The organism is Pseudomonas sp. LBUM1649, from assembly GCF_059716155.1.
Window position 1 is genome coordinate 3,353,141 of sequence record NZ_CP166807.1, and the last position, 26,904, is coordinate 3,380,044.

A 26,904-nucleotide genomic window follows, 5' to 3' on the forward strand; every position below is an offset into this window, starting at 1 on the left:
ATTGGAATTATCATACGTTGAACGTATTAAATATTACAGATCAATTACCTTTGGTGGACGAAACCCCGCTAAACCCGCACTCCCTCGCGATCAACGCGCAGGAAGCGGCGGCGGCCTTTCTCGCTGCCGGCACCGCGGCGAATACAGTACGCAGCTACCGCAGCGCCCTGACCTACTGGTCGGCCTGGCTGCAGTTGCGTTACGGCCAGGCGCTCGGCGATGCCACGATGCCGCCGGCGGTGGCGATTCAATTCATACTCGATCATCTGGCCCGTCCGCTGGCAGACGGCGGCTGGGCGCACTTGTTACCGCCCAGCATCGACGCCGTATTGGTCAAGGCGCGGATCAAAAGCAAACCCGGAGCCTTGGCGTACAACACGGTCAGTCACCGCCTGGCTGTACTGGGCAAATGGCACCGGATCAATGGTTGGGACAGTCCGACCGAAGCGTCGGCGTTGAAGACCCTGTTGCGCGAGGCGCGCAAGGCCCAGTCACGCCAGGGCATCTCGGTGCGCAAGAAAAACGCGATCGTGCTGGAACCGTTGCAGGCACTGCTCGCCACGTGCACCGATGGCGCGCGCGGCGTTCGCGACCGCGCCCTGCTCCTGCTCGCCTGGAGCGGTGGCGGACGGCGCCGCTCGGAAGTGGTGGGCCTGCAAGTGGGCGATGTGCGCCAACTGGATGCCGACACCTGGCTGTATGCCCTGGGCGCGACCAAGACCGACACCGGCGGCGTGCGCCGTGAGAAACCACTGCGCGGCCCCGCGGCGCAGGCGCTGACAGCTTGGCTGAAGGCTGCGCCGGCAGAGTCGGGCCCGTTGTTTCGGCGGATGTATAAAGGCGGCAAGGTCGGGACTGCAGGCTTATCGGCTGATCAGGTGGCACGCATTGTCCAGCGCCGAGCACAATTGGCCGGACTGGATGGGGATTGGGCTGCGCACAGTTTACGCTCAGGTTTTGTCACTGAAGCCGGGCGTCAGGGAGTGCCGCTCGGCGAAGTCATGGCCATGACCGAACACCGCAGCGTGACCACCGTGATGGGTTACTTCCAGGCGGGTTCGCTGTTGAGCAGCCGAGCCACGTCACTGCTCGGGGATGGCGAGTCGTGAACGCCGGGCCAAAAACAGGCCATCAGCGTCCAGAGTAGCTTGGGACTCTTCAAAATGATGCCGTAACAGTGGCACCTCTCGCTAATGCCCAACATAGACGCCTATTTGCCCCTAAAACCCCGCTTGGAAAGCACGATAAGTAGCTAGCTATTCGTTTATAAAAGTCTGAAGTATTGATTTGAATTTTCCGATTCTTCCACGCCGCCGGCTATGCCTAACATCGGCTCCACAGCGAACTAGCCGAGGATCACCGATGAAGCTGGAAATTTTCCGCACGCTGTGGGGATACACCGCCAGCAAGGCCCAGGCGCTTGAAGAGCTTCTGCACGCAGGCTTTGATGGAATGGAAGCGCGTCTACCGCTGGACGCCCGTGAAAGGGCTGAGTTCGCCGCCTTTCTCCAGGCCAATCGCCTGGGTTATATCAGCACAGTCTTCACCGCGTACGATGTGCTGCCGGACCAGTCGGCGTCCCCTGCCGTTCATCTCAATGACCTCGACCGGAAACTTGCCTGGGCCGCCGAGCTCGGCCCACGCTTTGTCAACGTGCTGGCGGGCAATGATCGCTGGTCCATGCCGCAACAAGTGGAGTTCTTCGGTCAGGCAATTGAACTGGCGCGCAAGCATGGTCAGGTCTGCAGTTTCGAAACCCACCGCTCGCGGTCGCTGTTCAACCCCTGGCTGACCCTGGAATTGATCCGGCAACTGCCCGACCTGTTGTTCACCAGTGACATCAGCCATTGGGTAGTGACTTGCGAGCGTCTGTTGAATGACCCGGCCGATGACCTGAGCGCCTTCATCGAGCGGGTTCACCATATCCAGGCCCGGGTCGGCTATGACCAGGGCCCGCAAGTTCCCCACCCGGCGGCTCCCGAATATGCAAAAGAACTGGCCTTCCATCAGCAGCACTGGGAAAGCATCTGGCGCTCGCAGCAAGCCCGCGGTTACCAGGTCAGCACCCTGACCCCGGAATTCGGCGCCGACGGCTACCTGCATCATTTGCCCTTCACCAATGTCCCGGTGGCCGACCTGTGGTCATTGAACGTGTGGATGGGCCAGACCGAGCGCGAACACTTCGAGCGTTTCCACCACTCAAGCAATCCTTAGGGAGCCGATGCGTCATGCCTGACAATAAAAACAACAGCGCCAGCACTGACACACACAAAGCCAACTTCAATAGCATCCCGGTGGTCAACATCGCCGGTCTTTTCAGCTTTGAACTGGAACACCGCCTGGCCGTGGCCGAACAGTTGGGGCGCGCCGCCAGCGAAGTCGGATTCCTCTATATCACCGATCACGGTATCGACCCGCAACTGATCGCCAACCTGCGCAAGGCGGCCAAGGATTTTTTCGACCAGCCCTTCGACACCAAGATGCGGCACTACATCGGCACCTCGCAAACCCACAAGGGCTTTGTACCCGAAGGTGAAGAGGTCTATTCCAAAGGCAAGCCGGACCACAAGGAGGCCTTCGACGTCGGCTTCGAAGTCCCGGCCGATGACCCGCTGGTGTTGGCCAACACCCCGCTGCTGGGGCCCAACGACTGGCCGCAGCTGGCAGGTTTCAAGGCGTCGGTGCAGGCCTACTATGAAGCGATCTTCGCTTTGGGCCGGCACCTGTTCGGCGGCTTTGCCCTGACCCTTGGCCTTGAGGAAAACTATTTCGACAGCCTGGTCACCCGTCCGCCGTCAAAGCTGCGCCTGATCCACTACCCCTTCGACGGTGCCGCCCATGACGCACCGGGTCTTGGTGCCCATACTGATTACGAGTGCTTCACCATCCTCCTGGCCGACAAACCAGGCCTTGAGGTGATGAACAACCTTGGACAATGGATCGATGCACCACCGATTGCCGATGCCTTTGTGGTCAACATCGGCGACATGCTGGAAGTGATGACGGCAGGCGCATTCGTTGCCACTGCGCACCGGGTGCGCAGCGTGAAGGAGGAGCGTTATTCCTTCCCACTGTTTTATGCCTGCGACTATCACACCCAGATCAAACCGCTGCCCGGGTTCGCCCAGGCAGGCAATGACTACGAAGAAATCACGATCGGCGAACACATGTATGGCCAGGCGCTGCAGACCTATCAGTATCTGCGCCAGAGGGTGGCCAACGGGGAAGTTCAACTGCCAGGCAAGGCACGCAAGCCCGCCAGTTTCGGACATCTGAAAAATCAGGCTCAACCGTCCTGATTGAAGTTTTCAGCTACACCCCTACCTACGCCGGAGTCAGTAAAAAAAATGATAAACAATAAAAAAACCCCGTTGCGCCTGGCTGTATTGGCAGCCGGCATGCTCGGTGCCTCGGTGAGCATGGCCGCGACAGACACGTTCAAGGTCGGCATGGAAATCACTTACCCGCCTTTCGAGTCCTATGACAAGGACAAAAACGTGGTGGGTTCGGATCCCGAACTGGCAGCGGCACTGGCCAAGCACATGAATGCCAAGGTGGAGTTCGTCGACACCAAGTTCCCGAGCCTGATCCTTGGCTTGAACTCCGGCAAGTACGACGCGATCATTTCCGGCATGTACATCACGCCGGAGCGCCAGACTCAGGCCCAGACCATCGCCTATGCCAACACCGGTGCCGCGGTCATGGTGCCCAAGGGCAGCGAGATCAATGCGAAAAAGCCTGAAGATCTGTGCGGGTTGAAACTGGGCCTGGAACAGGGCACTACCTGGGTCAAGGAATTCAGGAAGCTGTCCGATGACTACTGCGTGCCCAACAACAAAGGCGCCATCACCGTCAGCGAATACCCCTCGGCGCCCGAAGTGACCCAGGCCCTGTTGTCCAGGAACATCCAGGCCCAGGTTGAAATCGCCGGCGCCGCAAAAATGATCGCCCAAAAGACCAATGGCCGGGTAGTGATCACCACCGAGCACCCGATTTATCAACAAACCCTGGGCATCTTCGTCAAGAAAGGTAACGACGAAACTTTCCAGGCCGTGCAAAAGGCCTTCGAAGAGGCCAAAAAGAGCGGTGAGTACGCCGCTATTCTCAAGAAATATGGCCTGGAAGAACCGACCGCAAACTAAGAACCTGTCCTTGTAGTCTGCATCTGCCTCCCCTGCACGGGGGCGGCAGATCGAGGTGCCCATGCAATTCGATTGGTCGTATTTCTTCTCCCTGTTCTCCCTGCCAGACTTCTGGAATGCTTGCGTCACCGTGGTCCAGCTCAGTGCCCTGGCCTGGTTCATCGGTATGCTGCTGGGCTTTGTCCTGGCCACGGCCAAACTGTCCCAGTCGCCTTTGCTGCGCATTCCTGCGGCGGTCTACATCTGGTTCTTCCGCAGCATCCCGTTGCTGGTGCTGGTGGTCTTCGTCTACAACTTGCCGCAATTGTTTCCCGGTAGCGGACCGATCCTGTCCAACCCCTTCTACTCCGGCTTGTTCGCCCTGGTGGTCACGGAAGCGGCGTACATGGCGGAAATCCACCGTGGTGGACTGATCTCCGTGGCCAAAGGCCAAAAGGAAGCCGGGCGCGCGCTGGGTGTCGGCCTGCTCGGTATGCAGCGCTTGATCGTGATCCCCCAGGCTTTCCGTATCTCGCTGCCTACGTTGATCAATGAATACATCACGGTGGTCAAGCTGACGTCGCTGGTCTCGGTCATCTCCCTGACCGAAATCCTCACGGTCGGCCAACGCCTCTATGCCACCAACTTCCTGGTCATGGAAACCCTCGCGGCGGTAGGCGTCTACTACGTGTTGATCGTCACCGTCTTCGGCTTTTTCCTGCAGCGTCTGGAGCGCTACCTGGACCTGAACTTTCGCAAGCCGCACACCCTCGATGACGCCGCCGTGGCCAAGTTCAAGGCCTGCGCCGAAGCCTTGCCCGACAGTGCGCGCAAAGCAGCCGGCAACAACGCGACACCCATCCTGCAACTGAAGAACATCCAGAAGAGCTACGGCACGCACAAAGTACTGCTGGGTATCGACCTGAATGTCGAGTACGGCCAGGTGGTCTCGATCATCGGGCCATCTGGCTCCGGCAAGACTTCGCTGATCCGCACCGTCAACGGCCTGGAAAGCATCGATACCGGCGACATTCTGTTGTTCGGCGAAAAATTCATCGAAGCGTCGGACAAACCCAACAGCGCCCGCCTGCGCAAAGGCGTGCGACACATCGGCATGGTGTTCCAGAACTTCAACCTGTTCCCGCACCGCACCATTCTCGACAACGTCACACTGGCACCGCGTTACCACGGCCAGCCGGGCGAGCTGAGTGAACATCGTGCTTATGCGCTACTCGACAAGGTCGGCCTGCTGGCCCATGCCCACAAGTACCCGCACCAGCTTTCCGGCGGGCAGCAACAGCGCGTGGCGATCGCTCGGGCCCTGGCAATGGAGCCACAGATCATGCTGTTCGACGAGCCGACCTCGGCCCTCGACCCGGAACTGGTCAATGACGTACTGAACGTGATCCGCGACCTGGCCAAGGAAGGCATGACCATGCTGATCGTGACCCACGAAATGGACTTTGCCATGTCGATCTCCGATAGGGTGGTCTTCATGGAGAACGGCAATGTTCAACTCGATGCCGCACCTGAAACCATACTGTGCGATGCCGAAGGAGAGAGAGTGCGGCGCTTTATGGGAATCGCTGCCCGATCGCCACACCTGTCTGCAACGGTGAATCATGCATGAATAGGCAGCCATTTTCTTTGAGCTTTTTTCTTTCAGGAAAACCCGCATGAATCTTGGAATAGCAGGACGCTGGGCGCTGGTGTGCGCTGCCAGCAAAGGTCTGGGAAAAGCCTGCGCACAGGCACTCGTCAGCGAAGGCGTGAACGTGGTGATCACTGCCCGAGGCGAACAGACGCTGAATGAAACAGCCCGTCAGCTCAGAGCGATAAATCCTGAAGTGACTGTCATCGCCGTCGCCGGAGACATTTCAACACCTGAGGGGCGTGCGGCAGCCCTCGCAGCCCATGAGCATTTCGATATTTTGATCAACAACGCTGGAGGCCCTCCTCCCGGGGATTTCCGCGAATGGAACCGCGACGCCTGGCTCAAGGCGCTGGATGCCAACATGCTCACCCCTATCGAGTTGATCAAGGTAACGGTAGACGGTATGGCGACACGCGGATTTGGCCGAATCATCAACATCACGTCGAGTGCCGTGAAGTCGCCTATCGAAAGCCTGGGTCTGTCAAATGGCGCCCGCAGTGGTCTGACGGGGTTTATCGCAGGGCTTGCCCGGCAAGAAAACATTGCCAGTCGCAATGTGACGATCAACAACCTGCAACCGGGCTCATTCGACACCGATCGACTGCGAGACAACCTGGTCGCCGCTGCCGAAGAGTTGGGGCAGGACAGTGAGGCATTCCTCGGCGAATGCCGTAGCGAAATTCCTGCCAAACGCTTCGGCTCACCCGAAGAGTTCGGTGCGCTTTGCGCCTTCGTCTGCAGCAGTCATGCGGGCTACCTGACCGGACAGAATCTGTTGATTGATGGAGGGGCCATTCGCTCCAGCCAATAAACACGGAAGGCACAATTGAAGGCTCAGTCAAAACGGAACGAGGCCCCATAAGCCGAGGCTGGCAAATGACTTGAACCGTCGGCGCGCAACCGCGAACGGAAGGTACCGCTTTGCGGCTGGGTGCGGTATAGCCCACGCTTTTGCAGCTCGGGGATGACCAGTACGACGAAGTCCTCAAGACTGCCGGGGCTGATCAACGGGTTCAGCATGTAGCCGCTGGTGCCGGAGATTCGGGCATGCTCCTCGATGCGCTCGGCCACCTGTTGTGGCGTGCCCACCAGGATAAGATCGCTGCCTCGGGTAACCTTGGCAAAACGCTGTTTGACGTCACCTGCGGTCAAGGGTTTGCCACTGCCATCGGGATGCATCACGTAGGAGGTCATGCCCTCGGTGTGAGTGGAAAGTGCCTCACTGTCGGCGTAGCGGCCGATATCGATGCCGGTGTCACCCGCATAACTGACTAGTTGTGCCTGCAAGTGATAGTTGCTTTGCAGTTCGTCATATTTGCGCTGAGCTTCGATTTCTGTTTTCGCAGTGACGATACGCAGCACCGTCAGCGACTTTACATCCTCACGCTGACGACCACGGGCCTGGGCCTTGGCCCAGATTTCCTCCAGCCCCAGACGAATTTCCTGCGGGTTGGACTTGGCAATGAAGATCAGCTCAGCGTGTTTGGCCGCGAACTCCCGACCGCGCCCCGACCATCCCGCCTGAATCAACAAAGGCGTGCGTTGTGGCGATGGCGAGGTCAGGTGCGGCCCGGCCACCCGGTAATGCTCTCCCGCATGATTGATAGGTCGCACGCGCTCGCCCCGGGCATAGAGCTGGCGCGCCTTGTCCGCGACCACGGCGTCGTCGGCCCAACTGCCCTCCCAGAGTTTGTAGGCGACATCAAGAAACTCTTCGGCGCGCTCATAACGATCATCGTGCTTGATCATCTGCTCCAGGCCGAAGTTGCGGGCGGCGCTGGACAGGTATGAAGTGACGATGTTCCAGCCGACTCGGCCATTGGTGAGGTGATCGAGCGTGCTGAAGCGTCGGGCATGGGTAAAGGGATGTTCGTAGCTGGTGGTCACCGTGACGCCAAAGGCCAGGTTTTGCGTGACTGCCGCCAATGCAGGAATGATCATCAGCGGGTCATTGGCCGGTGCTTCCACGGCCCATTTCATCGCCGCATCAGCGTTGCCGCCAAACACGTCGTAGAAACCCAGGACATCACCAAAAAACAGCATGTCGAGGTGCGCCTGGTCGGCAATGCGCGCCAGGTTCGACCAATAGCCCAGGGAATTGATCGACAGTCGTTCGTCAGCCGGGTGCGTCCAAAGGCTTGGCGCACCGCCACAGCCCACGCTGGCTTGCTCATAGAGCGCAAACAGAAGAGGTTTTGGATCGGACATCGTGGTTCCTAGAAAGTGAGTAACGGGGCGAATCAGCGCTGATTCTTGAAACCCTTGCCGTAGTGGCGCTCAAGGCGGTGCTGTATCAATTCAAGTCCGATGGACAACAGCCAATAGATGACGGCTGCGGTGGTGAGCATTTCGATGTAGCGATAAGAAGACCGCCCATAGGACTGCGCCAGAAACATGACTTCCCACACGCCCATCACCGAAATCAGCGATGAATCCTTGAGCATTGAAATGAACTGACTGGTGGTCGGTGGAATGATCGTGCGCATCGCTTGCGGCAAGATGATGTGCACAAATGTCGCCGCCGGCCTGAGGCCCAATGCCATCGCCGCTTCGCGTTGACCGGGTGCTACAGCCAGGATCCCGGCACGAAAAATCTCGCTAAGGTAAGCCCCATAATTAAGCGAAAGCGCAATGATCCCGGCGCTGATGGCGCCAGGCACAACGCCCAGCTGCGGCATGCCCAGATAGATCAGCAGGATCTGGATCAGCAGCGGAGTTCCGCGAAAAAAAGACGCATAGAAACTGGCAATACCGAAAGCCACTGCGCTGCGTGACAGTCGCGCAAGCGCCGTCACAAAGCCCAAGAGCAATGAAAACCAGATCGAACAGAAGCATAGAAACAACGTCAGCGCGGCACCTTGCAGGAAACCGTTTGGCCCCAGGTGCAGCCCGACCAGATTTGGCCATTTCTCCAGAATGATCGAGAACTTCAGATCGAAGCTCATGAAAAACATGACGCACAATCCGAACAGCGCCGCCCAGGTCAGATACAGGCGCGTGCGAAATCCAAATAGCGGGTGAAAACGACGCTTCTCGGTTTTGGCTGCCACCGTCGCTTTGGCTGGGTATGGGTTCAGGGCTGTCATTGGCTGATGTCGGCACCGATCCACTTCTGCGAAATTTTGCTCAACGTACCGTCAGTCTTCAGTTGAGTCATGACCTCGGTAACCTTGGCATTCCATTGCGCATCGCCCTTTTCAATCGCCACGACATTCGGTTCGGCATACAGCGCGTCGCCGGCAATCTTGAAGCGAGGATCCTGGGCAATACGCTCGCGGGCCGTGATGAGGTTGGTGACCATGGCGTCAAGGCGCACGCCAGTACCCAGTGCCAGGTCCTGGAAGGCCACGGTTTCATTGTCGTATGGCGCCACCTGGACATTATCGAAAGGAAAACTCAAAGGCTCGTCCTCGGCGCCCTCGATCACCAGATCCTTGTTCAAGTAGGCTTCATAAGTCGAGGCGCTGATCACACCGACTTTTTTGCCAGACAAGTCTTTGCCCGCCGTGATGTCGTTGTCCTTGGCGTGCACCACGATCACCGCAGGCGACTGGTAATACTCGACAGGGAAATCGAACACTTCGGCGCGGGCCTTGCTCGGGGTCATCGAGCACACGCAGATGTCATAGCGTCCGCTCCAGCGACCGGCAGCGATGACATCCCAAGACGGTGTTTCCAGCTTGAGTTTCACTCCAAGGCGTTGTGCAACCGCCTTGGCCACATCCACGTCAAACCCGTCCAGCTGGTTTTGCTCGTTGAGAAAAGAGAACGGCGGATAGCTCTCCATCAGGACGCCGGTCAACTCGCCTTTTTGCGTCACGCGATCAAGGGTGGCACCTGCAAAAGCTGCTGGGCACGTAGCCAGCAATGCCAGGCCAAGGGGTAAAAATGCTCTGGTTTTCAAAGGCAAATACTCCAATCAATTCAAAAACTGATTAGATTAAAACGCAATATAAAATACGTTAGTACTTGTTTTATGGAATAACAAACTCGTTTCAAGCTATATCAAATCATTCCCGCAGGCACTGTCCTACGGACTCAAGCGACCGCCACTCGCTCGATGTTGCTGCTCACCTCGAACTGCCCCACCAGCTTCTGCAGTTTATTGGCATTGAGCCTGACTGTTTCGGCACTGTTTTGCAGCACTACTACGGTCTGGCGCATTTCCGTGGAGCAGTGATCGACCTTCTTGATCGTCTTGCCGCAGTCGAGGCTACGCCTGTTGAGCTGCTGAATGATCGCGAACATGCTTTCTACCGCTTGATGCAACTGCACGTTTTCCGAAGAGGCATCTTCGGCCAGGCGCAGGCTGTTATCGACGTCCTTGACGCCCTCCTCCATGAAGCTGACGGCTTTTTGCGTTTCGTTCTGCAAGCCTCCGACCATCTGCCGAATGTCGTCGGCAGCGCGCGATGTGCGTGAGGCGAGACTGCGTACCTCGTCGGCGACCACCGCAAAGCCTCGCCCATGTTCACCCGCGCGTGCGGCCTCGATAGCGGCGTTGAGCGCCAGCAGATTGGTCTGGTTGGTGATGTCGCTGATCAGGCCGGTGATCTTGCCGATCTGAGTCATCCTGCTGTCGAGCAACTGCACGCTCGAAGTAGAACGCTCGACCACATCCCGAATCGATTGCGTCCCTTCCTGCACGGCGAGAAATTGCTCACGGGCGCGGGTGACCACTTCATCCATCGCCTGTTTCATTTGTTCGGCACTGGCAGAGGCCTGCTGGATCTCGCCCAGTTGGTCTTCGACGATAATCATCATGTGATGCACCGCTTCGGCCACCTCGGTGGAAGTGATACTGGCCTCCTGGCTGCGGCCCAGCATCATTTGATTGGTGGTGCCGACGTTGCTGCTGGCCTTCACCACTTGCCCGACAACCGAGTCCAGGTGGTCGATGAAACTGTTGATCCAGCGCCCCATGTCGCCGGTCTCATCGTTGGCCATGCGCTTGATGTCCAGGCGCTGACGCAGGTTGCCCTCGCCTTCGGCGATGGTCCTGATCACGCTCGTCATCTCGTTCAACCTTGCTGCGAGACGTTTGGGCCCGAGCTGGCTGAACAGGAGCGTGGCGCATAACATGCTTACCACCTCGACGCTGTCGATCACGCCCTGGGCCAGGCCACTGTAATGCTGGACCATGAAATTGCAGGCAAACAGTCCGGTCATGGTTGCGATGTAAGGTTTCATCAACCCATGGCTGAGCGAACGCCGGCGGTAGACTTCCTCCAGATCGGCCTCACACATCATGCCCCAGCGGTCAGGTGAACCTGGCAATTGGAAGGTAACGCCCTTGCCCACCACTGGAATGTGCCGGTAGTCCGAGTAACCGGGATACGTCACGAACAGGTTGGAGCCGGCGCGGATGGTCTCGCGTACGCCGGGGTGCAGTTGTTGCGTCGCCGGGTCGGTGAAGCGCAGCTCCAGTTCGGTGTGTCGCTGGATCTGTACGGTCTTCCAAGGCGTATGTACGCCACTTTTCAGATTTTCACCGTGGGTGAACGTGCCGTCCTCGAAACGTGAACGTGACAATGCGGTTCCGGGCTCGATGGCGGGATCAAAACGTGATTGCGCCATGAACAGATAGTTGTCACCCGACTCGGCAAAAATGTGCCCGGCCTCACGCTGGATGAGATCGCCCAATACATCGTTGGGCACGCGACCGCAGAGGCAGCCCAGGACTTTTCCATCAACCCTCAGGGGCTGATAGAACATCAGCGTGACTTCGTCGTGGAAGCGCGAAGACGAGGGCCCGATCTGCAAGGTCAGTGGATCGCTGTAAGGGCCATGGAGAAACGGCGCCTTCAATCCTTCTGCCAATGCGCGGGTTTGCTCCAGCCGGGTTTTGCCGCGTCCACTCCAGGTCGAAACGATGACACTGCCGCTGGCGTCAACGACAAACAACTCCGAGAAATCTTCTGCCTGGCTGAGCTTGTCCATCAACGAAGTGCTGTCGAGGTTGGCGAAATCACGACCCAGGTTTTCCGCCAGTTCCGCCAGGTGTTCCCACTGCTCGCGCGTCCAGTTCTGAAGCAACTGCGCCCGGGTTTCAGCGATGGCTTCGAAGGTTTTTTCGAGCACCGGATAAGCCGACTGATTGAGCCAGCACGACCAGCCCATCCTGATTTTTCCAGTCTTGCCGAACCAGGGTAGCCAGCGTTTTTCGCTGGCGGACAACGGCATGAAATTACTTGATAGCGACATTCACTTCATCCACTGCGACATTCAGATGGCAATTGGATAGCAAATACCAGGCCAACTAGTGAGCACGCTAATCAATTCTTGTGGAGAGGTAAGAAGGAAATTGTTCCACGCAAATCGCTGATGTCGCCAGGAATGCCTAATGATGCTCATGTGTCGCGCAAAAAAAGAAAAAGCCTTACAAACAAACAGATTTGTCTGAAGGAATTTTCCGAAAGTTCCATCAAAAAATATCAGTTCTTGAAATTTCAAACCGCAAAAAATATACATACATCTAAATCATCATTCTCAAAAGCACACGCTACCTTTTCAAAGACGGGGACATTATGAAAAACGCCATATCACCGACAAGAAGTGAAAACTTTTCCGAATGGTACCAACAAGTAATCATCCAGTCTGAACTGGCTGAAAACTCTCCCGTTAGAGGTTGCATGGTCATCCGCCCTTGGGGCTATGGCATATGGGAGCAGATTCAACGAGAGCTTGATCAAAAATTCAAAGACACAGGCCATGTGAACGCATATTTTCCACTTTTGATCCCTTTATCCTTTCTTCAAAGAGAAGCAGAACATGTCGATGGTTTTGCCAAGGAGTGTGCAGTCGTAACCCATCACCGCCTGGAACAGACAGCAGATGGAAAACTCACTCCCGCTGGCGAACTCGAAGAGCCTTTGATCATCAGGCCTACCAGCGAAACGGTGATCGGGGCCTCCTTTTCACGATGGGTGCAAAGTTATCGGGATCTGCCGTTACTCATCAACCAGTGGGCCAACGTCCTGCGCTGGGAAATGCGCCCAAGGATCTTCCTGCGTACCTCGGAGTTCCTGTGGCAGGAAGGCCACACCGTTCACGCCTCCAGTGAAGAGGCCTTGGACGAGACGCTGAAGATGCTGGATATCTATGAGCGGTTTACTGTCGAGCACTTGGCTATACCAGTAATCAAGGGTGAAAAGTGCTCATGGGAACGTTTCCCGGGCGCCGTCAGTACCTATACCATCGAGGCGATGATGCAGGACGGTAAGGCCTTGCAAGCAGGTACCTCACACTTCCTAGGACAAAATTTTGCCCAGGCATCAGACATCCGCTTTGTTAACAAGGAAGGGGTAAAAGAACTGGCCTGGACCACTTCATGGGGCGTTTCCACGCGTTTAATTGGTGCCATGATCATGGCCCATGGCGATGACGATGGCTTGGTGATCCCACCGATGGTTGCACCGACACAGGTCATCATTGTGCCGATCGTACGCAGTGAACAAGATGCCGAAACCATCCATGCCTACTGCGATAAGTTGCAGAAGCAGATCTCCGTGAAAAGACTGAAGGGGCAAAACCTGCGTGTCAGCGTTGATAAGCGAGACATGAATGGCGGCGAAAAAAAGTGGTATCACATCAAGCGCGGCGTGCCTGTCCGAGTCGAAGTCGGGATAAAGGAACTGGAGCAGAACACGGTTTCTTATTCCTGCAGAGACAACAGCAAAAAAACGTTAAACGTTGAGATGAGTAGCTTTGTTAAAGACTTGCCAAAAATCTTGCAGACTATTCAGAAAGGCATGCTTGAAAGTGCCAGAAAAAATCTGTCGGACAATACCGAAACAGCTACTACACTTGACAACTTCCAACAAGTTTTCAAACGCAAGGACAAACTCAATACATTCGTTCTCGCCCCCTTCATCGATGACGAGAAAGTTGAGAAAGCAATCAGCGAGCTTGGTGTAACAGTTCGATGCATTCCACTCGCTCAACCCAAGGTTGCAGCCGCCTGCTTATTTACAGGTCAGCCCACCAAGTCCTGGGCACTGTATGCGAAGGCATATTAATCCTTTAGCGATCAACTTCAACGCGACCGCGCATCCAAACATCACCGATGTGGAACTGAGTGTCGGCGTTCGCATCGAGCACTGGCTTGCAGTGTTCCACCAGATCAGGGTCGCCGCCCAGAAACAAGGCAGCCTTGCGCTGGGATACTATCCGGTCTGCAAGCGCAGTCGCTTGATCGCCTCAACTGATAACGCGTCTGTGCGATCACACTGCCGGACAGGCCAAGCAAGGCACCGCCATCTGCCAGGACTTTGAAGAGATGGCCGAGTATTTGCCCAGCCTGGCCGAGCGCTTTAACCGCTCCGGCTACGCGAATCCAAGGAACGACAGGACTACCACGACGATCACGATCAGCCCGACGATGTAAATAATATTGTTCATCAGTCCACCTCTCAATCTGAACAGGATTGCGAAACGAGGGTGCGACAACGGCCAGCTCATGCACCTTTGCTTGTCACTCCATTCGACAACGCACATGGCGCATTGTCCCCATCAGGCGCACAGACTCAATTGCAGCGCTAATGGTCCGATCCACCAGCACCTGTCCTATGCTTCTATCCAGCCAACCACTCCGGACACCGAAATGCCCGCCGACGAAACCACCCTCCTGCAAAGCTGGCACCACAACGCCCGGGCCTGGATCGAAGCCGTGCGCACCGGCGCCATCGAAAGCCGCCTCAAGGTCACGGACCAGGCCATCCTGCTGGCAATACTGGGCCGCCAGCCCGAGCGCGTGCTCGACCTCGGCTGTGGCGAAGGCTGGCTGTTGCGGGCACTGTCGGAACGGGCCATCGAGGCCGTCGGTGTGGATGGCGATGCGACGCTGGTCGAGGCGGCGCGGGCGGCGGGCGCCTCAAAGGTGTACCTGGCCAGTTATGAACAGCTGGTGGAGGCGAACGTGCACATCGGCAGCGACTACAACCTGATCTGCGCGAATTTCGCCTTGCTGCACCAGGACATCATCCCGTTGCTCGCGGCCATGAACGCCCTGCTCGCCCCGGGCGGCGCGCTGGTGATCCAGACGCTGCATCCGTGGACCGTGGCCGCGGGCGACTATCAGGATGGCTGGCGGGAAGAGACCTTCGCCGGATTCGCGGGACAGTGGCAGCCCATGCCGTGGTACCTGCGAACCTTGTCCAGTTGGTTCAATGCCCTGGACATGGCCGGTTTTCGGCTGGCCGGCCTACAGGAGCCACAGCACCCGCAAAGCCCTGTGCCGCAGTCGTTGCTATTGGTGGCCGAGCGGCGTGATGAGTGCAATTGATCAATCCTGGCAAGACGAGCTGCTTGGGGGGATGTTGCACGCCGCTATCGGCTGCCAGCAGTATTTCACGCAACAGTGCCCGGGATATCAGTAAAGCTCCATTCCAGCGCAGCGTTGCGAAATTTTCCGAAAGTTCCAGCCAGGGGAAGGTTTTTTTTCATAGAGGCTATTGGCTTCCATAGATGAGCTACCATAGCTAAACCGTTTTTTAATCCGGAGAAGATTATGCATCGATTGGTTAAGCCGTCGGATTATGTTCTTCAGACTGCAATGGACAAAATGGTCTACATCCTTCCCTGGGAACGACGACATTGCCCGGGGAACCCTACGGACGAGCCCGAGCAAGGCGCCCTGCTCTATAACCAGTACATCCTGAGTTTCATCCATGGTGTGGCACCGCGGACACCGAGTGAACGAATCGTTGAAATTGCGGAGTGGTGTCTGGCGTTAGCCGGTGAACCTGCAAGGGCGTTGGCCGATGATTTGTCTGCGGCCTACCTCAACCGATACAGCTTTGTGCTAGCCGATATTTCAAAATACGATGATGAATCGAAAGAGTTACGGGGGCACTTGGCGCTGTGGCCTGAGGAAATCAAAAAAATGCCAGCGAATCTGGTGATGGCGTTGCGAGCCAGAGCTGCAGGGCTTTTGTTGCGCTGACGCCTGGGGTAGGCAAGAAATCGGGCAGGGCTACAAATATGTCGGGTGTTGACCTGCTCACCCCCCATGCACCGCCGGAAAGCGCAAACTGCGCTAATCTCCAGAACGTTCCTTGTCACCCGCTAATGCACGGACCTTCCCGCTAAAGACGCTAAAGCCGTAGGTGTTGTAGATGAGCGTCACCGGTATCAGTACTGCGAAACCGATCAACATGAACATCTGGCTGGTCGGACTTGAGGCGGCAGCTTGTAACGTCAGCTGCGGCGGGACAATCAGTGGATAAAGCGCTGCAATCATCAATGCGAAGGCCAGGACAAAGATTCCCAATGCGGCGAACAGCGGTAGATATTCCCGGCGGCTTCGAAACCCCAAAATGAAGCCTATCAGCAGTGCGAAGAGCAGTGTCGACGCCGGCAGCCAGACAAGCGGATCTAAAAGCCGCTGCGCATATCGAGTGTCCAGTGTCACTGTCCAGGTCACCAATACGGCCAATAGCACCAGCGTCATGAGTGCCAGCGCCCTCGCCTGACGCGCTGCTCGCCGCTGGAGTTGTTCTTCAGTACGCCAATACAGCCAGCAGGCACCCAGCCACGTGTAGCCAACTACCAGCACCGCGCCGCAATAGAGCGGAAACATTCCCAGCCATTCCCAGCCGTCACCGCTGTACTGCCTGCCATCAGTGGGGATGCCTTGTACCAGCGTACCCAACACGATGCCCTGACAGGCGCCAGTGAGCAGTGAACCGCCCAGCAACAAGCCGTCGACCGCGCGCTTGATTGCGTCATTGGGCGAGTAGTCACGAAACTCCAGGGCCAGCGCTCGAAGGATCAACGCCAGGAACATCAGGATAAAAGGCAAATAAAGTGCCGGAAGCAGGATCGCGTAGGCCAGCGGAAACAACGCCAGCAAACCGCCGCCACCCAGTACGAGCCAGGTTTCATTGGCATCCCAGATCGGCAGGATGGTCACGGCCATGGCACGACGATGCTGACTGCAACGGGTCAGGCCCATCAATACGCCGACGCCAAGATCAGTGCCATCCAGTAGCACATAGTTCAACACCGAAAACCCCAGGGCTGCGGCAGAAAGTAGTATTACCCAGTCATTGTCCAACATGGATTGATGCCCTCAGGATTCACCGGTCTCGTCGGCCAACGTGGGTTGCGGACCGGGCTCGTCCTCGTGAGGTGGCTCACGCAATAATCGCAGCAGCACCCAGAGCCCCACGCCGAAGATCACCAGATAAAACGCCAGGATTGTCCAGGTCGCCCCTACCACCTGCTGTCGAGATACCGAAGACAGGCTGTCAGCCGTGCGCAGCAATCCATAGACGGTATAGGGTTGGCGGCCAACCTCAGTCACTACCCAGCCACTGAGCATCGCAAGAAAACCCGCCGGTGCCATCAACACGCCGACTCGGAGCATCCATCGCGTTGCATACAACCGTTGGCGCCATCGCAGTACCAGGCTGATCATGCCCTGCCCCAACATCAACAGGCCCAGGCCGACCATGACGCGAAAAGCAAAGAACACCGCTGGCACAGGCGGTATGTCCTGAGGTGGGAATTCGTCCAGGGCGGCAATAGTGCTACTCAGGTCATGCTTCAGGTACAGCGAACCTATGCGTGGAATTGCCACTTCCCAATGGTTTTTCCGCTCAGTCATGTCTGGCAGGGCGAACAAGCGTAACGGCTCCCCTGCCCCTTGCGCCGGGCGAGTCCAGGAGCCTTCGATGGCGGCGACCTTCTGTGGCTGCACTTTGAGACTGTGCTGACCATGGAGATCTCCCACCACGATTTGCACAGGGGTGAGCACGACTATCGCCCACAACGACATGGAGTAGACCAGCCGTGCCCGCGGGTTTTCAGGCGCACGCAACAGCTGCCAGGCGCTGACACCGGCCAGCAGCGTAGCGGTGCCCAGGAACGCGGCCAATGTCATGTGCACAAGCCGATAAGGAAAGGAAGGATTGAAGATGATTGCCCACCAATTCTCGGCGATGAAGCGACCATCTGCGCCAATGGCGTAACCGGCGGGTGTCTGCATCCAGGAGTTGGCGGACAAGATCCAGAAGGCGCTGATGAGCGATCCGGTTGCTACGGCGCAAGTGGCAAAAAAATGCATGCGTGGCCCAACCTTCTTCAAGCCGAACAGCATGATGCCAAGGAAACCTGCCTCAAGAAAAAAGGCCGCGAGCACTTCGTAGAACATCAATGGGCCGAGGATATCTCCCGCCTGGGTCGCCAGCCGTGACCAGTTGAGCCCGAACTGGTACTCCAGAATCAGACCCGAGGCGGTACCCACCGCCACATTGAGGGCAAACACTTTTAGCCAATACCGGTAGACGTCCAGGTAGATCTTTTGCCCGCGCCACAGCCAAAGCGCTTCAAGCACCATCAGGAAGTTGGCCAGGCCAATCGTGAGTGCGGCAAGAACAATATGAAAGCTGATGGTGATCGCAAACTGGGCGCGTGCAGCCAATAGCGCGGAATCAACCGCGTCCATAATTACTCTCCAAGAACAAGGACGAGATGGATCTCGTCCTCTTCCACTCATTGGCAAGCCTGGGAATCGCGTGGGATTACCGAGATTTTGCCGTTGCGCTCAAGGATCGCAAACTTGATCTGGTCAAGGGTTTCTATGCCCTGACTCGAACGCGCGGCTTCCATTACATCGGCCTCGGCCACTCGCGCATGGCGCAAACGTTCATGCAAGAGCTTGCCATTTTCGACGATGATGGTCGGCTCGCCGGAGATCAGCCGAGACATCCATCCCGAGCGCTGTTTGAGTAGCGACAGTCCGACATCGATGGCGATCAACGTCACAATGACGACCACCGAATTGGTGAGAGAAAAGTCATCACCCAACAGCGCCTGTTGCGTCGCCTCGCCGATGATCATCAGCAAGACGAAATCAAAGGTTGTCAATTCGGAAAACGAGCGACGGCCGGCGATCTTGAATAGCACCATGAGCACGATGTACATCGCGGCTGCGCGCAATACCGAATCCATAAGTCACCTAGGGGAGGATGTACTGATTGACGTTCACTGCTTGCGCGCCAGGTGATATGAGACGAGTGCTGAACAGTCCCAATCCATCGCCACGCAAGCTTAGATAAATGCTTGCCCGACCTTGATGGTCGGTTAGAAGCCACAGCTTGATGCCTTGCCCGCCGCTGCTGGCGCGAACGGGTTCAGGTTGCAGGGTCTCGATACTGAACCCGTCCAGGAGCTCGCCGACCAACTCCAGCTCCGCGGTGGAATCCGGTGTGCCCATTACGCTTATCTTCATTGGATTGGAGGAACCGTTGCGGTGGAACAGTTGGTATTCGACACTGATCCTTGCGTCGTTTCCATGAGTCTCCCGAGCGCTCAACGGCCCGCGCGAGAACAAACCTGCCAATGCCAGCAGAACCACCAGCACCAGGCTGTACCAGCCCCATCGCTCGAATCGCCAGACTTTGGCCTGATACACCATATCTTCGCGAACGGGATAATCGCGACTCTGGTAATCGGAGTGCCGGGTCTTGTCGGTCATGGGTGTATCTATCCTCGCTCACCGGCCAACGCGCGTTGGTGAAAATGTGGCAGCAGCTTCAATGAATGGTCTGCCGCCAGCCGCTGCACCTGACAACGGGAACCGATGAATCGATGCTGTCGGCTGAAGATGCTCAGCCCCTGCTCGGTCTGATAAGCCCAGGCAAAACAAATGGTGCCGGCGGGGATTCCGTCAACATCCTCCGGGCCAAGGATGCCTGTAGTCGCCACGGCAACGTTTGCGGTGCTGTCGTGCAACGCCCCCAAAGCCATTTCCCGTGCGACTTCACAGCTGGTCAGATTGAAGGTTTCGATGGTGTCGGGACTTACCCTCAACAGTCGCTGCTTCGCTTCTGGAGAGTAGACGACATAACCGCTCTCGATCAGCTTGCCGCTGCCTTCAACCTCGGAAAGCAGGGTGATGATTTTTCCGGCCGTGCACGACTCTGCTGTGGTCAGCAGCAATGATTGCTCGCGCAGATATTGAACAGTGTCGTCGGCAATAGGCATGGCACCTCCCAGGAACGCTTTGCGTCGCTCTAACGTTTGTTCACGACTCACACACCGCTCGTTGCAGATCATCACTTATGCAGGGCTCTTGCGACGTTTCCATCAGCAACTGATCCACTACGTGAGACAGAGCGGCATGAACATCCCCTGTGTTGCGCAGAACCCGCTCGTAGGCGTTTCGCTGCCGATCTGCACTGGTACCGTTTCTCAGAATTCCGCCGGCCTGGGAAAAGACGTCTTCCACTCGCAATTTGCGCGCCGCATCGCCAAGGATCTGCTGCGCCAGGAAAAGCCACTGCTCAGCGGAGAAAGGTCGGTCGTACCCTTCAACAATGAATGAGGCATGGGTTCCAGAGCGTTTCGCGCGCCAACGATTTTCCTTGAGGATCCAGCGGGACTCTTGCGAATAGGCCACTCCTGGTCGAGGTTGATCAATCGCGTAGGCAACAAGCAAGCGAAACAATGATGCAATACACAGGGCATCTTCCAGGCGTGGGCAGGCATCCGTCATGCGCAATTCCAGGGTCGGATACCGGGAAGCGGGGCGTAATCCCCACCAGCAGTCGCTGGCCTGCCTGATGGTGCCGGTACGCATCAGCAATGCGACGTAGGCGTCATAGGCAGGCTCATCCTCGAAGAACTCCGGAATGCCCATCCTCGGCCACTCGTCACAGGCCGTTTGCCGGTAGCTCATGAAGCCGCTGTCGGCACCGTCCCAAAATGGCGAAGAGCAGCTCAGTGCGAGCAACAAAGGCGTCCACGGCAAGACTTCGTTCATCACCTGGACACGGTCAAGGTGACTCGGAATTTCAACATGTACGTGCAGGCCGGAGAGCAAGCTATGCCGGGCTACACTTTTGTAGTCTTCAAACAGTTGAAGAAAATGATCCTGCCCGGTGGCCTGTTGCATGCGCCAGTCAGCCAAAGGATGGCTTCCCGCACTGAGCAGTCCCAGGCCATAAGGTTCCAGAGTACGCCGCAGCCCTTTGCGCGCCGTCGCAAGGTAGTCCTGTGCTTGCGGCATGCAGGTGAAGATGGGGGAAGCCACTTCGATCTGGCCCTGGAACATCTCATACGCGAAACAATCGCCCAGCACTTCCTTGCACGCTTCAATCGAAGCGCTGGGCGGCTGCTCGGACATACGCCGGGTGCTCAGCTCGGTGATGAAGTATTCCTCTTCAATTCCGAACTTCAGCTGTCTGTTCATCGATGCGTCCTCGGCTCGCGCACTGCCGTCTGGCATTGCCCTGCCCATCAACCGCCCCACTGCCATCTTTCACTCGGCGCAGTGAGTGATAATCCTCTCCCGCGACGGCGCGCAGATAAGCCTGATCCGCCTTTATCCGTAAATCTCGCCACTCTTGCCAGCTGACAAAACGCTGGCGATCCAACTCATCCGATTGTCGTAGCAGTTCTTCATGATAAGCATCGGGAGATTCCATGCGCAGCGCGATGTCATCGAGGGCTCGGTGCCAGGCATCCAGTGCACACAATCTTCGTTCCTGGGCCGGCGTCAGCTGGTTTCTGAAGGAGTTCATGGCGGTGGAATCCCAGAGTTATTTCTGAATGGATCAACAGGGTTCGAGGTAGGTTCATGAGTGCCGACAAGAGGTGCTTGCCCAGAGCTGAGCCAGCCTGAAAAAAAACGGGAGGTCAGCATTCGACCTCCCGCTTTTCATACGACGCCTTGCTACGTACCCAAACCACGAGAAAGATCGGTTGCTTGACTGGATACTTCTGGACGATCGCCTTGCGGCTTCTCCACCTCCGCGTGCTCAGTGGTTTTGGTCACTGTATCGCGCACCGCTTCGAACCCCTCCCTTGCCTGCTGTTTTACCTTGTCGGCCAAACCAGCGCTGGTCTTGCCCATGTAGCGCTGCTCGGTCGCTGTCGAGGGTAATGCCGCCCCCAGCATGGCTCCCAATGCAACGCCGGCAGCAGCAACCATCAACGGCTGCTCCTTCAACAATTGGCTCAATTGGTTGCCCATCACCTGCGTACTGTGCACCAGGCGGTCACTGGCATCATGCACGGCATGGCTGATGTTTTCGCTGGCAGCGCCCAGGGTGTCGCCCAGGTTCGCCGCTTTGCCTTTGACAGTCTGGTAGCCCTCCTTCAGGGTGTCGGCAGTCTGGTGCAGATGCTCGCGCGCACTGTCGAGGCCATCCGCCAGGTCATCGGTCCACTCCCCTACCTTGTTCTGTTCCGGGCCCATGCGATGAACCGGACGAGGGATAGGCGGACGGTTCTGGCTCATCATCAACCACAACAGACCCACCGACGTCACCACCGCAGGAACGGGATTATTGCGAACGCTCGTGCCAAGATTGCTCAGGAACGTCGTGCCGTTGCTCTGCATGAAAGACAACGCCTGATCGAAGAACTGTCCTGGGGTGAATTTGCTTTCCAGCGCGTCGACGATATTGCCAATGCTTGCACGCTGCGCATCGATTTCACGCTCGATGGCCTCGGGGCTTTTCTGCGACTCGATTTCGAATTCACTGTTCATGAGACTTTCCTCCGCAGCGCTTCCTGGTCTTTGTTCAAGGCGTCCAGCGTGCGATCAGGCTTGAGGTGGGACGGCTCGAATTGTTTTTTTCCGGACTGCAGCATGGCGAACCCTACGATCATCACCACGACACCCACAATCAGCGCGGCCAACCACGGAGCCATGACCATGCTCAAGCCGTAGACGGCGGACATCAACAGGATGATGAACCCCGCCAGCAGCACAATCGCCCCACCGGCGACGCCGGCAATGCCTGCCTTGAGCGTCGTGAGGCTCTCCTGCAGCTCAGCCTTGGCCAATGCGAGTTCCTTGGTGAACAGCGCGGGCACTTCGCGCGATAGCTGACGTAAGAGCCCGACGACTGAAGCGTCAGGTTCAGGCGTGGGCACGGGTCTTACACCCGGCAGATCTGGATTTTCTCTGTTCATCACAGCGCTCCTTTGAAGGATGTGGACCCGGGTGTCGAATTCGTCGCGAAGTCTGATGGATGATCTTGTTCATTCGACGAAGCCGGCGTGATGCCAGTGGCCAGGCCAGGGCCTTGATCGGTGCGAGATGGCACGGAGGTATCAAAGGGTCGTTGAGCGCCAAAGCCACCTGATGGCGGCATTGAATGGCCTGCTGCCGGATCGCCGTCATCGGTGAATGTCGCCGCAGGCGCGGCACCGGCCTTGAGAAAGCGCGACAGGCCGAAGCCCAGCGCAATGCTGCCCGCAATGAACAATGCCGGATTATTGCGCGCCAGCTCAGCTGCGTCGTGAAGCAGTTGTTCCGCACTTTTCCCGCGCAAATTCCCCGCCAGCCCGCTCATGGACTCCGCCATGTCTGCGAGGTAGTCGGACATGCCAAGCTTGTCCTTGTCTTCCAGTTCCGAAACGAACGATTTTGCCCCTTGGGCCAGTGCCTCGATCTGGTCTGCTGCCGTGTCACGGTATTGGCCGAATTGCTCATCCGCCTGCAGTCTTGCGTCGCCAAGTGCCTCTGTCACGTTTTCCTTGAGGTGTTCAAAGTTCGGCCCTGGCCCTGCGGAGTTGGGTTTCTCTGGCTGGCTGCCGGTCGTGCTGTCTGTAGTATTCATGTCGTCCCTCGCCTTCTGGTTGAAAAAAAGCGTTATCAGGGTTCGCCACGAAATACCCGCAGCCCCCCTCATTGCAGATGACGGAGCAGTGTCACGCGGAGTTCCAACGGAATGATGAGTGATGCGTTCATCTCATCAGGGCAGCAAATATCCTGAACTGTTACACGCCGGGAGCTTCTATCGATAGACCGCGTGGGTCATCCATCCCAGAACTTACTCCGGAGCGCTTGATCATGACGGATCAACCAGTGAGCGACAGTGCGGCAAGCCAAGAACGACCAGCCAGCCGCGTCAGTGAGGGCCTGCCCTATCCATTAGGCGCGACCTGGGACGGTTCAGGTGTCAACTTCGCGATTTTTTCCGCGAATGCCACGAAAGTAGAACTGTGTCTGTTCGACGCCGATGGCCAGGAGGAAATCGAACGCATCGCCCTGCCGGAATTCACCAACGAAATCTGGCATGGTTACCTTCCCGACGCCCGGCCGGGAACGCTGTACGGCTATCGGGTGCATGGCCCCTATGACCCGCCAAACGGTCATCGCTTCAACCACAATAAATTGCTGATCGACCCCTACGCCAAGCAGATCTCGGGCGAATTGCAATGGGACGACGCGCTGTTCGGCTACACCGTCGGGCATGAAGACGGCGACTTGTCGTTTGATGAACGTGACAGCGCACCTTTCATGCCTCGCTGCAGGGTCATCGACCCGGCATTCACTTGGGGCAACACCGCAAAGCCCAACGTACCCTGGGAAAATACGGTTTTCTACGAAACCCATGTACGCGGCTTCAGCAAACGGCATCCGTCGGTACCAGAGCCTGAGCGTGGCACCTTCGCCGCCTTCCATCAGAACGATGTGGTGGAATATATCCGCTCACTCGGCGTGACATCCGTTGAACTGATGCCGGTGCACTACTTCCTCGATGACAACCACCTCCTGGAAAAAGGACTGCGCAATTTCTGGGGCTATAACACCCTGGGCTTTTTTGCCCCACATGCGCGCTACATGGCGGGACAGTCCATCGGCGAGTTCAAGATCATGGTCTCGCGCTTTCATAAAGCCGGGTTGGAGGTGATCCTCGATGTGGTCTACAACCACACTGCCGAAGGCAATGAGATGGGACCAACCCTGTCGCTCAAAGGTATCGACAACGCCAGCTACTATCGACTGATGCCCGACGATGCGCGCTATTACATCAACGACACAGGTACGGGTAACACACTCAACATGAGCCACCCTTGCGTATTGCAGATGGTGACTGATTCTTTGAGGTACTGGTGTTCAGAGATGGGCGTGGACGGATTCAGATTCGACCTGGCGACGATCCTTGGTCGCGAGCCTGAAGGATTCAGTGAGGGCGGTGGCTTTCTGGATGCCTGTCGCCAGGATCCGGTTCTGGCCAAGGCCAAGCTGGTCGCCGAGCCTTGGGACTGCGGCCCTGGCGGTTATCAAGTGGGTAATTTTCCACCAGGGTGGATGGAATGGAACGACAAGTTCAGGGACATCTCTCGTGCTTTCTGGAAAGGCGACGATGAAATGCTGGGCGACTTCGCGAAAATCTTCCTCGGGTCGGGTGAACAGTTCAACCGGCGTGGCCGCAAGCCTGCTTCATCGGTCAATTTCATCAGCGCGCACGACGGGTTTACGCTCAATGACCTCGTCTCGTACAACGACAAGCACAACGAGGCCAACGGCGAAGACAACCGCGATGGCCACTCCGATAACAGGTCGTGGAACTGCGGTGTCGAGGGGCCTGCCGAAGACCCTGCCATCATCGACCTGCGCTATCGGCAAATGCGCAATCTTCTCGCCACGCTGTTCCTTTCACAAGGTACGCCCATGCTCCTGGCGGGTGACGAGTTTGCCCGTACCCAGGGCGGAAACAACAATGCCTACTGTCAGGACAGCGAGATCGGCTGGATAGATTGGAATGTCAGTGAAAAAAGTAGCGAGCTGCAAGAGTTTGTCCGATACCTGATCGAGTTGCGCAATCGCCACCCATTGCTGCGCCGCAATCGCTTCTTCACTGGCGAGTATGACGAAAGCCTGGGCGTCAAGGATGTGAGCTGGCTGCAGCCTGGTGGCGAAGAAATGGGGGTGGAGCAGTGGCATGACGGCAGTAACCGTTGCATGGGGATATTGCTCGATGGACGCACGCAGACCAGCGGCATTCGCCGCGAAGGCGTCGATCGTTCACTTCTGATCATCGTCAACGCACATCACGACGTGGTGAATTTCACGCTGCCGCAAGTGCCACAGGGCCAACAGTGGATTCTTCAGCTGGACACCAACCAGGCGGAGCCCGATCCCGGCGAAACATTTTCCTTTGGCGATGAGTATCAGGTAACCGGACGCTCGATGCTGATGTTCGAACTGAAAAAACCTTCGACGAAAAAACGCAAGGCCAGCTAACGACGTAGACCTGTAGGAGCCGGCTTGCTGCGGGCGGCTCCTACAGGTTTAGCGTCTCGACTGACTGGTCAATGCCCCCTTCTTGGGGGCGCTTTCGCGACAACATCAATAATAGTCGAGCGCGCCGATTTCTGACTGAGATCAAACCCGTCACCCAATCACTCGCGCATACACCGATCTATCGATATTTCCACCGGACAGAATCACCCCCACCCTTTTGCCCCGCATTGTTTCACGCTCCTGAATAAGCGCTGCCAGGGCAGCCGCGCCTGCCCCTTCAGCGAGATTGTGGGTATCGGTGTAATACACGCACATGGCCTCGGCAATCTGCGCCTCACTGACCGACACAATCCGCGCCGCACCTGCCGCGTAGACGGCAAAGGCTTCAGGAACAGGTTTGCGCACGGCCAGGCCGTCGGCAAAGGTATCGGCCGAGGCGGTTTCGCGTATTGCGCCAGCTTCAAACGATAACTTCGCGGCCGCCGCCTCAGTGGAAACTACGCCCACCACCCGGGTTTTCAGACCCAGCGCGTCGCGGGCGGCGATGACCGCGCAGATCCCCGAGCCACAGCCAATCGGTACGTAGACGGTATCCAGGTCCGGCGCGGCGTTGAACAGCTCGAGCGCATAGGTGGCCACGCCTTTGACCAACTCGGTGTGGAACGGCGGCACCAGGTAGAGGCCATGGGCGTGCGCCAGGCGTGCGGCCTCTTCACGGGCCTCATCGAAATCGCGGCCATGCTCGACCACTTCGCCGCCAAAGCCGCGCATGGCATTGTTCTTTTCCAGCGAGTTTCCTTGCGGCACGACAATCAGCGACTTCAAACCCAGCGCGCTTGCCGCCAGCGCCAGGCTCTGACCATGGTTGCCGCGGGTAGCGGTGACAATGCCCTGCGCGCCCGGGTGCATGCGCTTGAGCCAGTGCATGAAGGTAATGCCGCCGCGCACCTTGAATGCACCTGTCGGTGTGTGGTTTTCGTGCTTGACCCACACCGTGCAACCCAACCGCTCAGCCAGCAAGGGCCAAGGGTACTGCGCGGTGGCAGGCATCACCTGGTAAACGAGGTGAGCAGCTTGTTCGATGTCGTCGCGAGTCAGTGTGTACATGAGGAGTCTCCCTGAGGTGTTGCCCAGTCTAG

Annotated in this window: 25 protein-coding genes; 10 read left to right on the forward strand and 15 right to left on the reverse strand. The window is 57.3% G+C overall.

Going from position 1 to position 26,904, the window contains the following annotated elements; genetic code table 11:
* Positions 1-17: 17 nt before the first annotated feature.
* The 6 genes from ACA058_RS15515 to ACA058_RS15540 all read left to right on the forward strand — a co-directional run bounded on the left by ACA058_RS15515 (position 18) and on the right by ACA058_RS15540 (position 6,586).
* A complete protein-coding gene (locus ACA058_RS15515; RefSeq protein WP_497634769.1) occupies positions 18-1,109 on the forward strand; it encodes a site-specific integrase in 1,092 nt (363 codons plus the stop codon).
* A gap of 253 nt (positions 1,110-1,362) precedes the next feature.
* Positions 1,363-2,214, forward strand: a complete 852-nt coding sequence (locus tag ACA058_RS15520; RefSeq protein WP_497634770.1) for a sugar phosphate isomerase/epimerase family protein — start codon at positions 1,363-1,365, stop codon at positions 2,212-2,214.
* Between the two features lie 14 nt (positions 2,215-2,228).
* Positions 2,229-3,299 (forward strand): isopenicillin N synthase family dioxygenase, encoded by a 1,071-nt coding sequence (locus ACA058_RS15525; RefSeq protein ID WP_497634771.1) that lies wholly within the window; start codon positions 2,229-2,231, stop codon positions 3,297-3,299.
* 48 nt (positions 3,300-3,347) lie between these two features.
* Complete coding sequence (locus ACA058_RS15530) at positions 3,348-4,142, forward strand: ABC transporter substrate-binding protein (protein WP_497634772.1); 795 nt, start codon at positions 3,348-3,350, stop codon at positions 4,140-4,142.
* A 61-nt stretch (positions 4,143-4,203) separates the two neighbouring features.
* Positions 4,204-5,751, forward strand: a complete 1,548-nt coding sequence (locus ACA058_RS15535) for an amino acid ABC transporter permease/ATP-binding protein (protein WP_497634773.1) — start codon at positions 4,204-4,206, stop codon at positions 5,749-5,751.
* A gap of 46 nt (positions 5,752-5,797) precedes the next feature.
* Positions 5,798-6,586: an SDR family oxidoreductase gene (locus ACA058_RS15540; RefSeq protein ID WP_497634774.1), complete on the forward strand. Its 789-nt coding sequence runs from the start codon at positions 5,798-5,800 to the stop codon at positions 6,584-6,586.
* A 23-nt stretch (positions 6,587-6,609) separates the two neighbouring features.
* On the opposite strand, the gene ACA058_RS15545 is transcribed toward ACA058_RS15540, so the two are convergent.
* The 4 genes from ACA058_RS15545 to ACA058_RS15560 form a co-directional block, all read right to left on the reverse strand.
* On the reverse strand, positions 6,610-7,983 hold the full coding sequence (locus ACA058_RS15545; protein WP_497634775.1) for an LLM class flavin-dependent oxidoreductase: 1,374 nt from the start codon (positions 7,981-7,983) through the stop codon (positions 6,610-6,612).
* A gap of 32 nt (positions 7,984-8,015) precedes the next feature.
* Complete coding sequence (locus ACA058_RS15550; protein WP_497634776.1) at positions 8,016-8,861, reverse strand: amino acid ABC transporter permease; 846 nt, start codon at positions 8,859-8,861, stop codon at positions 8,016-8,018.
* Positions 8,858-9,679 carry an ABC transporter substrate-binding protein gene (locus ACA058_RS15555; protein WP_497634777.1) on the reverse strand — a complete coding sequence of 274 codons (822 nt, stop codon included), beginning with the start codon at positions 9,677-9,679 and terminating at the stop codon, positions 8,858-8,860. Before ACA058_RS15555 ends, ACA058_RS15550 begins: the two co-directional genes overlap by 4 nt.
* A gap of 134 nt (positions 9,680-9,813) precedes the next feature.
* Positions 9,814-11,979: a methyl-accepting chemotaxis protein gene (locus ACA058_RS15560; RefSeq protein WP_497634778.1), complete on the reverse strand. Its 2,166-nt coding sequence runs from the start codon at positions 11,977-11,979 to the stop codon at positions 9,814-9,816.
* A 323-nt stretch (positions 11,980-12,302) separates the two neighbouring features.
* On the opposite strand from ACA058_RS15560, the gene proS reads away from it, so the two are divergent.
* The 3 genes from proS to ACA058_RS15575 all read left to right on the forward strand — a co-directional run bounded on the left by proS (position 12,303) and on the right by ACA058_RS15575 (position 15,718).
* On the forward strand, positions 12,303-13,793 hold the full coding sequence (gene proS, locus ACA058_RS15565; protein WP_497634779.1) for a proline--tRNA ligase: 1,491 nt from the start codon (positions 12,303-12,305) through the stop codon (positions 13,791-13,793).
* A gap of 584 nt (positions 13,794-14,377) precedes the next feature.
* Positions 14,378-15,058 (forward strand): class I SAM-dependent methyltransferase, encoded by a 681-nt coding sequence (locus ACA058_RS15570; protein ID WP_497634780.1) that lies wholly within the window; start codon positions 14,378-14,380, stop codon positions 15,056-15,058.
* Between the two features lie 225 nt (positions 15,059-15,283).
* Positions 15,284-15,718, forward strand: coding sequence for a hypothetical protein (locus tag ACA058_RS15575; RefSeq protein WP_497634781.1), 435 nt, complete (start codon positions 15,284-15,286; stop codon positions 15,716-15,718).
* 93 nt (positions 15,719-15,811) lie between these two features.
* Here ACA058_RS15575 and cydB read toward each other — a convergent pair whose 3' ends face one another.
* The 10 genes from cydB to ACA058_RS15625 all read right to left on the reverse strand — a co-directional run bounded on the left by cydB (position 15,812) and on the right by ACA058_RS15625 (position 23,351).
* The gene (cydB, locus tag ACA058_RS15580) at positions 15,812-16,834 is read right to left on the reverse strand and encodes a cytochrome d ubiquinol oxidase subunit II (RefSeq protein ID WP_497634782.1); all 1,023 of its coding nucleotides are present in this window, start codon (positions 16,832-16,834) and stop codon (positions 15,812-15,814) included.
* Positions 16,835-16,846: 12 nt separating this feature from the next.
* Positions 16,847-18,223: a cytochrome ubiquinol oxidase subunit I gene (locus ACA058_RS15585; RefSeq protein WP_497634783.1), complete on the reverse strand. Its 1,377-nt coding sequence runs from the start codon at positions 18,221-18,223 to the stop codon at positions 16,847-16,849.
* Positions 18,224-18,270: 47 nt separating this feature from the next.
* Complete coding sequence (locus tag ACA058_RS15590) at positions 18,271-18,729, reverse strand: DUF421 domain-containing protein (protein WP_497634784.1); 459 nt, start codon at positions 18,727-18,729, stop codon at positions 18,271-18,273.
* Between the two features lie 7 nt (positions 18,730-18,736).
* Positions 18,737-19,255 carry a hypothetical protein gene (locus ACA058_RS15595; RefSeq protein WP_497634786.1) on the reverse strand — a complete coding sequence of 173 codons (519 nt, stop codon included), beginning with the start codon at positions 19,253-19,255 and terminating at the stop codon, positions 18,737-18,739.
* Positions 19,256-19,263: 8 nt separating this feature from the next.
* Entirely contained in the window at positions 19,264-19,764 is a 501-nt protein-coding gene (locus tag ACA058_RS15600) for a CinA family protein (protein WP_497634788.1), read from the reverse strand.
* Positions 19,765-19,804: 40 nt separating this feature from the next.
* On the reverse strand, positions 19,805-20,971 hold the full coding sequence (locus ACA058_RS15605) for a carboxylate-amine ligase (protein ID WP_497634789.1): 1,167 nt from the start codon (positions 20,969-20,971) through the stop codon (positions 19,805-19,807).
* Complete coding sequence (locus ACA058_RS15610; protein ID WP_497634790.1) at positions 20,943-21,302, reverse strand: hypothetical protein; 360 nt, start codon at positions 21,300-21,302, stop codon at positions 20,943-20,945. The genes ACA058_RS15605 and ACA058_RS15610 overlap by 29 nt, the downstream gene beginning before the upstream one ends.
* 152 nt (positions 21,303-21,454) lie before the next feature.
* The gene (locus ACA058_RS15615) at positions 21,455-22,273 is read right to left on the reverse strand and encodes a DUF3618 domain-containing protein (protein WP_497634791.1); all 819 of its coding nucleotides are present in this window, start codon (positions 22,271-22,273) and stop codon (positions 21,455-21,457) included.
* Entirely contained in the window at positions 22,270-22,701 is a 432-nt protein-coding gene (locus ACA058_RS15620; protein WP_497634793.1) for a phage holin family protein, read from the reverse strand. Before ACA058_RS15620 ends, ACA058_RS15615 begins: the two co-directional genes overlap by 4 nt.
* Complete coding sequence (locus tag ACA058_RS15625; protein WP_497634794.1) at positions 22,701-23,351, reverse strand: hypothetical protein; 651 nt, start codon at positions 23,349-23,351, stop codon at positions 22,701-22,703. The genes ACA058_RS15620 and ACA058_RS15625 overlap by 1 nt, the downstream gene beginning before the upstream one ends.
* A 233-nt stretch (positions 23,352-23,584) precedes the next feature.
* Here ACA058_RS15625 and glgX point away from each other — a divergent pair, with 233 nt between their 5' ends.
* Entirely contained in the window at positions 23,585-25,765 is a 2,181-nt protein-coding gene (glgX, locus tag ACA058_RS15630) for a glycogen debranching protein GlgX (protein WP_497634795.1), read from the forward strand.
* A gap of 150 nt (positions 25,766-25,915) precedes the next feature.
* On the opposite strand, the gene ACA058_RS15635 is transcribed toward glgX, so the two are convergent.
* Positions 25,916-26,872 carry a threonine dehydratase gene (locus ACA058_RS15635; RefSeq protein WP_497634796.1) on the reverse strand — a complete coding sequence of 319 codons (957 nt, stop codon included), beginning with the start codon at positions 26,870-26,872 and terminating at the stop codon, positions 25,916-25,918.
* Positions 26,873-26,904 lie beyond the last annotated feature (32 nt).